Source organism: Roseovarius sp. A-2, from assembly GCF_002072155.1.
In the GTDB taxonomy this organism is placed as follows: Bacteria; Pseudomonadota; Alphaproteobacteria; order Rhodobacterales; family Rhodobacteraceae; genus Roseovarius.
Genome location: NZ_BDIY01000021.1, coordinates 53,075 through 65,252, shown reverse-complemented (window position 1 = coordinate 65,252; position 12,178 = coordinate 53,075). Strand labels below are relative to the sequence as shown.

The 12,178-nt window shown below is 65.8% G+C and carries 14 protein-coding genes; 9 read left to right on the top strand and 5 right to left on the bottom strand.

What is annotated here, in order from left to right; translation table 11 throughout:
- Positions 1–25 precede the first annotated feature (25 nt).
- From BHD06_RS18235 to BHD06_RS18210, 6 genes are all read left to right on the top strand, one after another.
- A complete protein-coding gene (locus BHD06_RS18235) occupies positions 26–754 on the top strand; it encodes an ABC transporter ATP-binding protein (protein WP_080458404.1) in 729 nt (242 codons plus the stop codon).
- 11 nt (positions 755–765) lie between these two features.
- The gene (locus BHD06_RS18230; RefSeq protein WP_080458403.1) at positions 766–1,422 is read left to right on the top strand and encodes a TenA family protein; all 657 of its coding nucleotides are present in this window, start codon (positions 766–768) and stop codon (positions 1,420–1,422) included.
- Entirely contained in the window at positions 1,419–2,162 is a 744-nt protein-coding gene (locus tag BHD06_RS18225; RefSeq protein ID WP_080458402.1) for an ABC transporter permease, read from the top strand. The genes BHD06_RS18230 and BHD06_RS18225 overlap by 4 nt, the downstream gene beginning before the upstream one ends.
- A 701-nt stretch (positions 2,163–2,863) precedes the next feature.
- The gene (rpmB, locus tag BHD06_RS18220; protein ID WP_080458401.1) at positions 2,864–3,154 is read left to right on the top strand and encodes a 50S ribosomal protein L28; all 291 of its coding nucleotides are present in this window, start codon (positions 2,864–2,866) and stop codon (positions 3,152–3,154) included.
- Positions 3,155–3,276: 122 nt separating this feature from the next.
- Positions 3,277–3,624 carry a hypothetical protein gene (locus BHD06_RS23850; protein ID WP_176214406.1) on the top strand — a complete coding sequence of 116 codons (348 nt, stop codon included), beginning with the start codon at positions 3,277–3,279 and terminating at the stop codon, positions 3,622–3,624.
- A gap of 41 nt (positions 3,625–3,665) precedes the next feature.
- On the top strand, positions 3,666–4,130 hold the full coding sequence (locus BHD06_RS18210; RefSeq protein ID WP_080458400.1) for a copper chaperone PCu(A)C: 465 nt from the start codon (positions 3,666–3,668) through the stop codon (positions 4,128–4,130).
- Positions 4,131–4,266: 136 nt separating this feature from the next.
- On the opposite strand, the gene BHD06_RS18205 is transcribed toward BHD06_RS18210, so the two are convergent.
- The 4 genes from BHD06_RS18205 to BHD06_RS18190 all read right to left on the bottom strand — a co-directional run bounded on the left by BHD06_RS18205 (position 4,267) and on the right by BHD06_RS18190 (position 7,785).
- Positions 4,267–5,829: a trimethylamine methyltransferase family protein gene (locus tag BHD06_RS18205; protein WP_080458399.1), complete on the bottom strand. Its 1,563-nt coding sequence runs from the start codon at positions 5,827–5,829 to the stop codon at positions 4,267–4,269.
- A gap of 101 nt (positions 5,830–5,930) precedes the next feature.
- Positions 5,931–6,815: a DMT family transporter gene (locus tag BHD06_RS18200; protein WP_080458398.1), complete on the bottom strand. Its 885-nt coding sequence runs from the start codon at positions 6,813–6,815 to the stop codon at positions 5,931–5,933.
- The gene (locus BHD06_RS18195) at positions 6,812–7,504 is read right to left on the bottom strand and encodes an HAD family hydrolase (protein WP_080458397.1); all 693 of its coding nucleotides are present in this window, start codon (positions 7,502–7,504) and stop codon (positions 6,812–6,814) included. The genes BHD06_RS18200 and BHD06_RS18195 overlap by 4 nt, the downstream gene beginning before the upstream one ends.
- Positions 7,501–7,785: a DUF3572 domain-containing protein gene (locus tag BHD06_RS18190; RefSeq protein ID WP_080458396.1), complete on the bottom strand. Its 285-nt coding sequence runs from the start codon at positions 7,783–7,785 to the stop codon at positions 7,501–7,503. Before BHD06_RS18190 ends, BHD06_RS18195 begins: the two co-directional genes overlap by 4 nt.
- A gap of 87 nt (positions 7,786–7,872) precedes the next feature.
- Between BHD06_RS18190 and BHD06_RS18185 the strand changes: the two genes are divergently transcribed.
- Positions 7,873–9,255, top strand: a complete 1,383-nt coding sequence (locus BHD06_RS18185) for a diguanylate cyclase (RefSeq protein WP_139784790.1) — start codon at positions 7,873–7,875, stop codon at positions 9,253–9,255.
- Here the strand turns inward: BHD06_RS18185 and BHD06_RS24650 are convergent.
- On the bottom strand, positions 9,222–10,163 hold the full coding sequence (locus BHD06_RS24650) for an AraC family transcriptional regulator (RefSeq protein WP_080458395.1): 942 nt from the start codon (positions 10,161–10,163) through the stop codon (positions 9,222–9,224). The genes BHD06_RS18185 and BHD06_RS24650 overlap by 34 nt on opposite strands.
- Positions 10,164–10,298: 135 nt before the next feature.
- Between BHD06_RS24650 and BHD06_RS18175 the strand changes: the two genes are divergently transcribed.
- Positions 10,299–11,111: a cysteine hydrolase gene (locus BHD06_RS18175; RefSeq protein ID WP_080458394.1), complete on the top strand. Its 813-nt coding sequence runs from the start codon at positions 10,299–10,301 to the stop codon at positions 11,109–11,111.
- 132 nt (positions 11,112–11,243) lie between these two features.
- Positions 11,244–12,119, top strand: a complete 876-nt coding sequence (locus BHD06_RS18170; RefSeq protein WP_080458393.1) for an S-methyl-5'-thioadenosine phosphorylase — start codon at positions 11,244–11,246, stop codon at positions 12,117–12,119.
- The last annotated feature ends 59 nt before the right edge of the window (positions 12,120–12,178 follow it).

Below are 12,178 nucleotides of genomic sequence, written 5' to 3'. Positions count from 1 at the left end.
GATCCGCCTGAATGAGAGGTCGCCCATGCGCCCCGACGCGCCCGCGCTCACGCTCGACGGCACCGCCCGCATCGGCGGCCTGCACGTCTTCGGCCCACTTCACCTTACGGTGCCTGCCGGGCGCATCACCTGCCTGCTCGGCCCCTCGGGCGTGGGCAAGACGACGCTCCTGCGCCTGATCGCGGGCGTTGATGACGTCACCGACTTCACCGGGACCATCACCGCCTCCGACGCGTCGCCGCTTGCCGGGCGCATGGCGCTGATGGCGCAGGGCGATCTGCTGATGCCGTGGCTCGACGTGCTGGGCAATGTCACGCTCGGCGCGCGGCTCCGGGGTGAGGCGCGTGACCGCGCCCGCGCCATGCGCATGCTCGCGCGGGTCGGGCTCGGGGATCACGCCCATAAACGCCCCGGCGCGCTCTCGGGCGGGCAGAAACAACGTGTGGCACTCGCCCGCACCCTGATGGAGGATCGCCCCGTGATCCTGCTCGACGAGCCGTTTTCGGCCCTCGACGCGCGCACCCGCACGCAGATGCAGGACCTCACGGCAGAACACCTGAAGGGCCGCACCGTGCTCATGGTCACCCACGACCCGGCCGAGGCCGCGCGCATGGGCCACGCGATCCACATCCTGACCGAGACGGGGCTGGAAGACGTCACACCGCCCCCCAGCACCGTGCCCCGGCCCGTGGACGATCCCGAAACCCTCACCGCGCAGGGCAGACTCTTGTCACGCCTGCGCGCGCCCGCCTGAAAGGACAGCCCATGCGCCCCACCGATCACCTGCAATCGCTCTGCGCCGGGGACTGGCAGGCCGCCACCCGCCACGCCTTCACCGATCAATTGGCGGCGGGCACCCTGCCCGAGGACCGAATGCTGGCCTATCTGCGGCAGGATTATCTCTTCATCGAGGGCTTCGTGCGGCTTCTGGCCTCGGCCATCGCCCATGCGCCTACGCTGCCCGACGCGATCCCCGGCGCGCAGTTCCTCGGGCTGATTTCCGGCCCCGAGAACACCTATTTCCTGCGCGCCATCGAGGCCCTTGGCGGTCAGGCAGAGCCGCCTGCCCCGGTGCATCCCGTGACCGCCGAATTCCAGACCCTCATGCGCGACGCCGCGCAATCGGGACGCTACGAACAGATGCTCACAGTGCTGGTGGTCGCCGAATGGTCCTATCTCGACTGGGCCACGCCGCATGCCGACAAGGTGGAAAACCTGCCCTTCTGGTTCGGCGAATGGATCACGCTCCACAGCGGCGACGGATTCGAAGACGTGGTCGCCTACCTGCGCGGCCAGATTGACGTGGTCTGGCCCTGTCTCTCACCCGAAGAACAGCGCGCGGTCGAGACGACCTTCACCCACGCCACGCGGCTTGAGCGCGCCTTCTTCGACGCCGCCCTCATGGGCTATCCCGAGACATGAGCCGCCTTGTCACCATCGTCACCTCCACGGTGCTGGCGCTGGCGCTCTGGCAGGCGCTGGTGGTGCTGGCGGCCCTGCCACCCTTCATCCTGCCCGGCCCCGCCCGCGTGGCCGAGACGCTTTGGCAAAGCCGCGCGCTCATTCTGGAACACGCAGGCATCACCGCAGCCGAGGTGCTGATCGGGCTGGCTTTGGGTGCAATCCTCGGCGGCCTGTCGGCCATCGGCCTCGCCGCCTCGCCGCTGGCGCGCCGCCTGATCCGCCCGATGATGGTCTTTTCACAGGCCATCCCGGTCTTTGCCCTGGCACCCATCCTGACGCTCTGGCTGGACTATGGCCTCTGGTCCAAGGTCGCCATGGCGCTCCTGATCATCTATTTCCCGGTGACTTCGGCCTTTTTCGACGCGCTGATGCGCACGCCGCAACACTGGCTCGATCTGGGCCGCATCATGGGGGCCAACGGCGCGCGCCTGATGTGGCATATCCGCGTGCCCGCCGCCCTGCCCGGCTTCGCCTCGGGGCTTCGCCTCGCCGCCGTCTACGCCCCCATCGGCGCGATCATCGGTGAATGGGTGGGCGCCTCGAAAGGCTTGGGCTACCTGATGCTGCTCGCCAACGGCCGCGCCAAGATCGACCTCATGTTCGCCGCCCTGATCGTGCTGGCGGTGTTCACGCTTCTGTTGCACATGGCCGTCGATCGCGCTTGCCGCCGCTGGCTGGATGGGACAGCTACGGGGTGAGGGCTTGGGCGGGGCGGCGGTGTCAGGATGGAGTCCGCTTGGTGCGCCCCTGGCCAATGTTGCTCTTTGAACCAATGTCAGATTCGGCCGGCTACTCTTTGATGAAAAGGTATTCCTTCGCCATTCTCAGACTGACTTCGCGCTGTATTGCGCGTTCAGTTTGCTTTCGTCTGCTGGCTTACCGTGTCGACGCACCCGGTAGTTTCGTCCCGCACCGCAGCCGCTCAGAAGTTCGTTACCAAACCGCCTCTCCCATCTTCTTGGCCCAAACACTCATTCTCGCGATCATCGCGGGACTCAAACTTGAGGGGCATGAAATGGCCCAGACCGACAGGTGCCATCGGGCCGCGGAAAGATCGACCGGAAAAACACCTCATGATCGGTCAGTTTAAGCGTGCGCGCGACAAAACCGTTTGGCAGCGTCGCCAGTGAAACCAGCGCATTCTCATTCCGAGCATTCACGAAATCGCATTCGATGCCCGCGCGCTCGAATCTTTCGTGCCGCGCCCTCGACCACTAGCGCCAAGCCCTAACCACGGCCCCTTCGCAAACCAACCCGCCATTTTCGCGCTCGAATCCCTTGACGCCCCTGTCCATTGCGCCTAAAGACCCAAAACGGATTTCGGGGCGCTGCCGGTGGCGGTGCCCGTTTGTGTTAAGCAGGGCCAGACCGCGCCCTCAACAAGAACGAGGATGACCCCATGTCGCGCCGCTGCGAACTGACCGGAAAAGGCCCGATGGTTGGCAATAACTCCAGCCATGCCAATAACAAAACCAAGCGTCGGTATCTGCCGAACCTCAATGATGTGACGCTGCAGTCGGAAACCCTGAACCGTGGTATCAAGCTGCGGATCTCGGCTCATGCGCTGCGCAGCGTCGACCATCGCGGCGGGCTTGACGCCTTTCTCGCGAAAGCCAAGAACGAAGAACTCTCTCCTTCGGCACTCAAGGTGAAGAAAGAGATTGCCAAGGCGCAGGCCGCCAACGCCTGACGCGCCGGTCTCGGTGATCTCCTGCACGGCCCTGCCCCTTCGGCGGGGCTGTTTGCGTTTGATGCTGCCGTTACGTTTTGTCGCTTGTCCCGTACGCACCCGCCCGCCTATACCTGCGGGCAATGACGATCCTGCGCAGCATAACCGCCCTCGGGCTTTGCCTCTTTCTGGCGCTGACCAGCGTCGGCCTTGCCGTGGCGCGTGGCGCGGCGCAGCCGGTGGGGCAGATGGTGCTCTGCACCGGCGAGGGCACCCGCACCGTGCTCGTGGATGCCAACGGCCAGCCCACGACACCGCCACATATCTGCCCGGAGTGCCTGCTCGCGTTCTACGCGGATGCGCCGCGCCTGCGGTTGCCCCTGCCACGCGATGTGGCCGCAACGGCCTGCAAGCCCGTCGCCGATTCTCACCATAAGAAGAGCCTTGCGTGCCCCACCCCGCTGGCGCGGGCACCGCCACTGTCGGCCTGACCCTACAATTTCCTTACATTCAGACCAGAAGGAGCGACGCCATGTCCCTCAAATCCACGCTTTTCGCCGCCCTCGCAGGCCTCACCCTCGCTGCTCCTGCCATGGCGCAGGAAATCCACGTGCTCGACACCTATGCCCGCAGCGCCAGCCCGATGGCCAAGACCGGCGCCGCCTTCATGCTGATCGAGAATATCGGCGACGCGCCGGACCGCCTGATCGCCGTCAAATCCCCCGCCGCCAAGAAGGTGGAACTGCACACCCACCGCGAACAGGACGGCGTGATGAAGATGATGCATGTCGAGGAAGGGTTCGAACTGGCCGCCGGCGAGACGCTGTTTCTCCAGCGCGGCGGCGATCACGTGATGTTCATGGGGCTGACCGAACCCTTCGAGCAGGGCAAGACCATACCGCTCACGCTTGTGTTCGAGACTTCCGGCGAGATCACGCTAGACATTCCGGTCGATCTCGAGCGCCAGCCGAAAGAAGATCACGGTCACGGCAACTGAGGTCCGGGGAGCGGTCGGGAGCACCTTGGGGCCTGTCCCGACACGGGGCGGGCTTTGGCCTTGGGCGGTCGCTGACACCTGCCCGCGCGGCACGTTCTGGCGGTGTGCAAGGTCCGCTTCAGGCGGGCCCCAACCCTCAGAAATCCGTCGGCGCGCCGCCTTCGGCCTTGCGCCGCGCCACGAAACCCGCCAGTTCCTCGCGGATGCCCTCGTCCATCGGCGGTGCCTCGAACCCCGCGATGATGTCCTGAAACACCTGATGCGCGCGCGCGGGCGTCCACACACCCCCAGCCGCCTCCCACGCCTCGTAGTTGCGCCAGTCGCTCAGGAAGGGCGCGTAGAAGGCCGTGGTGTAGCGGTCCTGCGTGTGCTGGATGCCGAAGAAATGCCCCTGCCCGCCGACCTCCCTGATCGCATCGATGGCGATCTCGTCGGGGCCCGTGGCGGTCAGCATCGGGTCCATATACCGCTGAATTTGCTGCAAAATCTCGCAATCCATGACGAATTTCTCAGGGGAAGCGATCAGCCCGCCCTCCAGCCAGCCCGCCGCGTGATAGACCATGTTTGCCCCCGCCTGCACCGCCGACCACAGGCTGTTCGAGGTCTCCCACATCGCCTGCCCGTCGGGCACATTGGCAGCGCATACCCCGCTTGCCCGCATCGGCAGGCGGTAGAACCGCGCCAGTTGCCCGGTCATCTGGGTGGCGCGCATGTATTCCGGCGTCCCGAACGCGGGCGCACCCGATTTCATGTCCACATTAGACGTGAACGTGCCGATCGCACAGGGCGCACCCGGCCGGATCACCTGCGCAAGTACCACCGCACATAGCGCCTCGGCCAGCGATTGCGCCACCGCCCCCGCCATCGTCACCGGGGCCATGGCCCCGGCCAGCGTGAAGGGTGTCACCACCAGTCCCTGCCCGCGCCGCGCCAGACGCATCCAGCCGTCGAGCATCGGATAGTCGTGCTTCAAGGGCGAGGTGGAGTTGATGTTGGTATACATACGCGGAGTGGCCTCGAATTCCTCGTGGCTGAGGCCACCCGCGATGCGCACCATCTCCATCACGTCCTCGACCCGCTCTTTCCCCAGACAATAGGCATGCGCCACCTTGTCGGTCAGCGTCAGCTTGTCATAGAGCACATCGAGGTGTCGCACGCTCGCATGGATGTCCTGCGGCTCAACCGGATAGCCGCCGACGAAATGGACGCAGTTGAAATACTGGCTGAGTTTCAAGAGATTCTGGCACATCTCGCGCGTGCCGGTGACCTTGCGCCCGATCTTCATGTCCCAGTAACTCGGCGGCGAGGAGACGTTGCCGAAGTTGAGATGATTGCCGCCGATGGTCAGCCGCCGGTCAGGGTTGCGCGGCGTGATGGTCCAGCTTTCGGGGGCCTTGCCGATCATCTCCATGACGAAATCGCGGCCCATGCGCACATTCTCGCCGCTGATCTCGCAGCCTCCGCAGGCGCGCAGGATCTCCACCGCCTCGGGGTTCAGGAACTCGATCCCGATCTCTTCGAGGATGCGCATCGCGCCGTCATGGATGGCCTGCACCCCCTCGGGGGTCAGCGGCTCTGTGGGCCGGTCGGTGTTGATCGGCGGGTTCCACGGCATCTGCTCGATCACCGCCGTGCCGCGCCGCGCGGCACTGCCCGCGCGCCCGCCTGTCCGTTTCCTGCGCTTGAGATCCTCGGCCATGTCACGCCCTCCCGGTGCTCGTTTGAATCAACGAAACACCGCGCCGATGCACGCTACATGCCGCTTTGCGACGTATCTTGTCGTTTTTGCCTTGGCCGCTTTCACGTTTGCAGCGCGAGCCCCCGCCGTCCGGTGTGCCAGAGGTAAATGGCGAGGCTGCCGACCACGATTACCCCCCCTAGCAGCATCATCGGCGTCGGCTCCTCGCCCACCCCGATCCAGACCCAGAGCGGCCCAAGCACCGTCTCCAGCAACAAGAGAAGACTGACATTCGAGGCATCGGTGTAGCGCGAGGCAAGCGACAGCGAGAAGAACGACACCGGCAGGATGATGAGGCCGCAGACCACGATGGCCCAGACCGTGCCCTCGGCCATTTGCGCCGGACCGGTGATCACAACGCCGGTCACCCCGGCAAGCGCCGCCCCCAGCCCGATCAACAGCGGAATCGGCAGGTCGGGCCGCGCGCGCAGGATCACGAAGTTGAGCGCGAGCACCATCGCCACGCCCAGCCCAGCAAACGCCCCCAGGAGTGCATCCGAGGTCAGCGTCACCGCCCCCTTGCCGCCAAAGACCGCAAGCGTGATGCCGAACAGCACCACGATGATTGTCACCCATGTGGCGCGGCGTGTCGGCTCTCCGATGATGATCCGGGCAAACAGGGCGGCAAAGACCGGCACCGTCGCCACCGCCAGCAGCATGACAGCCACCGGCGCATGCGCGATCCCGAGGCTGAAGAGCGTGGCGTTGAAATACTGGCAGACCACGATGGCGAGGCCAAAGCCGCTTCCGATCAGGGTCAGATCGCGGCCCTTGCGACGCGAGGTCAGCGCCCAGAGCGCCACCATCACCGCCCCCATCAAGAGACCCCGCCAGCCCACCATCTGATAGCCGCCCATGTCCGACAGCCGCATGAAGAGCGCGTCGGGCGTGAGCATCAGCGCGCCGAACATGGCGAGGAACAGGCCGAACAAAGGGTGTCGCGTCATCCCAAAAGCCAGTCCGGCAGATATCCGATATCGGGCAGCACCGCATCTGCCAGTGGTGCCAAATCGGCCTCGACGGCCGTGCCGGTCAGCACGCCCACCGTCTGCATCCCCGCCGCGCGCCCCGCGATCAGGTCATGCGCGCTATCGCCCACCATGACCACGCGGTCCGGCTCCAGCACCATGGCCCGGGCAAAGGCCAGAAGCGGTCCCGGCGCGGGCTTGGCCCCGTGCCCGGAATCGAAGCCGGCGACAAAGTGGAAATGCCCCAGAATGCCCGCCGTGGTCAGATGCGCGCGCGCGCCATATTCGGTATCGTTAGTCATCACGCCAAGCCGCAATCCACGCGCTGCCAGCCCGTCCAGGAAAGGCGCAAGCGGCACGGCGGGGGCAAGCGGAGCCTCGGCGGCGCTGAGCATTAGGTAAGTCTCGATCTCGTCTATCGCGCGGCCCGGCAACGCCTGTGCCAGACATTCGGCGACCTCGCGGTTGGTGCAGGCGATGATCGGGCTCGTGGGTCGAAAGGCGCGCGCCTCAAGATCGTATTGCGCCACCTCGGCGATGCGCGCCATCACCCGCGCCTCGCCGTTCGCCAGATGCCGGATCGCGTCATACGTCCAGCCGCTCCAAGTGGCGTGAAAATCGAAAAGCGTGCCGTCCTTGTCGAAAAGGACCCCGTCGGCGCGGCTCATGTCCAGCTCATCTGCGCACCGCCCGGAAGGGCCGCACGCGCCATCATCGGGGTCTCGTAGCTCAGTCCCAGACTGTCGCAGAATTCCACGACCCAGGCATCGTCCATCATCAGGAAATCGAGCACCGAGCCAAGAAAATCCGGCTCTGTCGCACGGGACCGCAAATCGGCCTCCGACGCGCCGGTCGCCCCCAAGAATACCGGGAGGAGTTCTTCATTTCCAGCCAGCCAGCCCAGGGCCTGCAAGGCGATCGTTTCGGCGGATTCCTGCTGCATCTTCATTCCGGTTAATTTCTGGAAAGGTTTTCTTAACCTCTGCCATGGATAGTCGATGATGTGCAAAGGGCAAGTCAGAAAGGCGTTGCGCCAATGTCAGGGAAAATTCTGATCGTCGATGAGCTGGCCACCAACAGGATTGTCATGAAGGTGAAACTTTCAGCGACCCCCTATGAGGTGCTGCAAGCCGCCACCGCGCAGGAGGCGCTGGACCTTGCAGCGCGCGAGCGACCCGATCTGATTCTCTCGAACAGCAGCGTCCCGGGCCTCGCCCTGCGCGAGTTCGTCAGCGCTCTGCGCGGTCTCGATCAGGTCCGCGATACCCCGATCATGATGCTGCAGGCCTCGGGCTCGCGCGAGGAGCGTCACGCCGCCTTGCGCGCTGGCGCCGATGACATCCTGACCAAGCCGGTATCTGAGCCGCTTCTGCTCGCGCGGCTGCGCAACCTGCTGCGCCAGCATCACAGCGAGCACGAACTTGTCGCTCAGGCAACCGGCGGGACCCAAGGCGCGGGTTTTGCCGATCCGCAGGCCGGCTTCGCACCCCCCGCGCGCATCGCAATCATCGGTCAGAGCCGCACCGATGCCCTTGGCCTGCGCGGTCAGATGGCCAAGCAAAGCTGCCACTCCTACATGGCCCTCGCCCTCGACACCCCGGCCCCTGCGGAATTAACCGACATCTACGTGATCCATATCGACATGGCGCAGGCCGAAGACGGGCTGCGCCTGCTTGCCGATCTCAAGGCAGCGCAGCGCACGCGCGGCTGCCCGGTGATCGCCTTGCTCGGTGCCGATGCCGGCGCGCTCGCAGTCACCCTGCTCGATATCGGGGCCGACGATGTCCTGACCGGCCCTGTCGATAACACCGAACTCGCGCTGCGGATCGACAATCACCTGCGCCGCAAGCGCCATCGCGAAGGCTTGCGCGCACATCTGCTGTCTGGGTTGCAGGCGGCGATCGTCGATCCGCTGACCGGGGCCTACAACCGGCGGCACGCCGTGCCCTACCTCGATCGTCAGATCGCCCAATGCCGCAACACCGGCACCCAGCTTACCGTCATGCTGGCCGACCTCGATTTCTTCAAGCGGGTCAACGATCAGCACGGACATGCCTCCGGCGATGCGGTTCTGTGCGAGGTGACCCAACGGCTCCGCGCCCAGTTGCGGGAGCAGGACATGCTCGCCCGGATCGGTGGCGAAGAGTTCCTGATCGTGCTACCCGATACCCCGCGCAGCCGCGCCCTGCAGATCGCCGAACGGCTCTGCGATGTCGTGCGCCAAACGCCAGTGCCGCTGCCCGAAACGGACGGCACGGTCGGTGTCACCATCTCCATCGGCGTGACCGTGGCCCGGCATCGCCCGGGCCTGCCCGGCCCGACCGTCACGGGGCTGCTCGACGAGGCCGACCGCGCGCTCTATCTCGCCAAGGCACAGGGTCGCAATCAGGCCAGTTTCTGCGCCCGATCCGCAGCCTGATCGCGCCCAGCGCGAAACGCGCGCGGCGATTGGCCCCACGCCTCGATAAAGGCGCGGGTGAAGGCACTGCGGCTGGCAAATCCGACCTTCTGCGCCACCCGCTTGACCGGCTCGCGCCCCTCGCTCAGCATCTGTGCCGCGCGCGCGAGGCGCAACTCGCGCAGGAACCCCATCGCCCCCTGCCCATAGGCCGCCTGGAACCGCTCGGCAAAACGCGACCGGCTCATCCCCGCCACCTCGGCAAGGCTCTCGACTCCGTGCGGCGCGCCGGGATCGTCCAGCATCGCGTGCAATGCGCGCCAGAGGCCTGGATCGGCCAGCCCCGCCAGCCAGGTCACCGCCGGATCGCGCGCCTCCAGCCGTTGGCGCAGCATCTCGATCATGCATTGCAGCAAGAGCGCGCGCACCATTGCCCGTGCCCCCGCCCGTACCGCCCCCATCTCCGACAACAGCGCCTCCATCGCCTGCGCCGCAACCGGGCTCGCCGCCACATCGAGGCTCAGCGGCACCCGTAAAAGGTCGATCAAACCGTGCGCCCCGCACAGCCCGAGGGATATGGTCGAACATAGCACCACCATATTGCCGCCCGCCTCACCGCGCGCGATATGCGCCTCCAGATCGAGCCCCACCGGTTCGCACGCAGGCACCCCCACCTGCCCGCCGCCCATATTGCATAGGCTATGGCGCATCGCGGCAGGCACCAGCACCAGCCGCCCCGGCTCCAGCCGCAGGGGTGCATGCCCCGGAAGCCGCAACTCGCCCCGCCCGCCAAGCACGTAATGCAGCGTCGCACGCGGCACCCGGCCCAGCCCCAGGCTGCACACCCCTTCCAGCGCACAGATCGCGAAGGGGTCCGCGCTGATGTCCAGCTCGCTCAGGATACGGTCGTGATGGGCATTGCAGGTCATGTTTGCAACCTGCCGCAATTCGGCATGAAAGGCACCAAAATAAAGTAAATAGCCACAATTTTGAGACGCAAAGGTACATTGAGCTTTCTACTCTGGGGCCACGATACGCCCTGAAACCCGGAGGAGGACACCCCGATGTGCAACGGACATGACCACAACCACGATACCAAATTCACCCGCCGCCAGGCCTTGACCGGCACCGCCGCGATCGCTGCTGCCGCGACCACCTTGACGGCCTCTGGCGCGCAGGCGCAGGACAACCCCTACGCCCCCCCGGCAGAGCCTTTCCTGCCGCCGAGCGACATGCAGCTCGACCTTGCCCGCGCCGCCCTCGTCGTCACCGATCCGCAGGTCGATTTCCTGTCGCCCGACGGGGTCGCCTGGGGCGCGGTCGGCAAATCGGTGGAAATGAACAACACCGTCGACAACATCGAACGGCTGTTCAAGGCGGCCAAAGGCGCGGGCATCCCCGTCGCCGTCTCGCCGCATTACTACTACCCCACCGATCACGGCTGGAAATTCGAGGGCGCGCTGGAAAAGCTGATGCACAAGATCGGCATGTTCGACCGCGAAAGCCCGCTCAGCCTTGAGGGCTTCGACGGCTCGGGCGCGGATTACATGCCGCAATACAAACAGTATATCGAGGACGGCAAGACCATCCAATGCTCGCCCCACAAGGTCTACGGCCCCGAGACCAACGATCTGGTTCTGCAGCTGCGCAAGGCCGGTGTCGATCAGGTGATCCTTGCGGGCATGTCGGCCAATCTCTGCACCGAAAGCCACATGCGCGAACTGCTCGAACAAGGCTTCGAGGTGGCGGTGGTCAGCGACGGCACGGCGGCGGCGATGCTGCCCGAGGGCGACGGCTATCTCGCGGCGCTGACCAATTTCCGCTACATGGCCAACGCCCTGTGGTCCACCGATGAGGTCGTGGCGATGCTCGGTTAAGCACGCCACTCAGCCCGGCCCCGGGGATGAGGTCAGGCCCGCCCGCGCGGATCACGGACCGCGCGGGCATTTTCTTTTTCGCTGAAACCGCCTACTCCTGTGACTGCATCAATCAGGCGGGGATGGCGGGACATGACACAGACGAGGATCGGGGTGATCGGCGGCTCGGGGCTCTACGAGATCGACGGATTGCAGGATGCCAACTGGCAAACGATCGAGACCCCGTGGGGGGCACCCTCGGACGCGATCCTAACCGGCACGCTCGGCGGCGTGCCGATGGCCTTTTTGCCCCGCCACGGGCGCGGCCATGTGCATACGCCCTCCTCGGTGCCCTACCGCGCCAATATCGACGCCCTCAAGCGCCTCGGCGTGACCGACGTGATCTCGGTCTCCGCCTGCGGATCCTTCCGCGAGGACATGGCGCCAGGCGATTTCGTCATCCTGGACCAATATATCGACCGCACCTTCGCCCGCGAGAAAAGCTTTTTCGGCCCCGGCTGCGTCGGGCATGTGAGCGTCGCGCATCCCACCTGCCCACGTCTGTCGGACGCCTGCGAGCGAGCCGCGCGCGATGCGGGCATCACCGTGCACCGGGGTGGCACCTATCTCGCCATGGAAGGCCCGCAATTCTCAACCATGGCGGAATCGAAACTCTACCGCGAAAGTTTCAGCTGCGACGTGATCGGCATGACCGGCATGCCCGAGGCCAAGCTCGCCCGCGAGGCCGAGCTTTGCTATGCCTCCATCGCCATGATCACCGATTATGACAGCTGGCACCCGCATCACGGCGAGGTCGATATCTCCGACATCATTGCCACGCTCTCGGGCAATGCCGAGAAGGGCCGCAACATGGTCCGCCGCCTGCCCGCGCTGCTCGGGGCCGAGCGCGCGCCCTGTCCGCATGGCTGCGACCGCGCGCTTGAGTTTGCCATCCTTACCGCCCCCGACAAACGCGACCCGGCCCTCGTGGCGCGGCTCGATGCCGTGGCGGGGCGCGTGCTCGGCTGATCGCGCGCCGCTCAACTCTTCGCGCGCGGTCTGTCACAGCACTGGACGTCCGCGCGCGC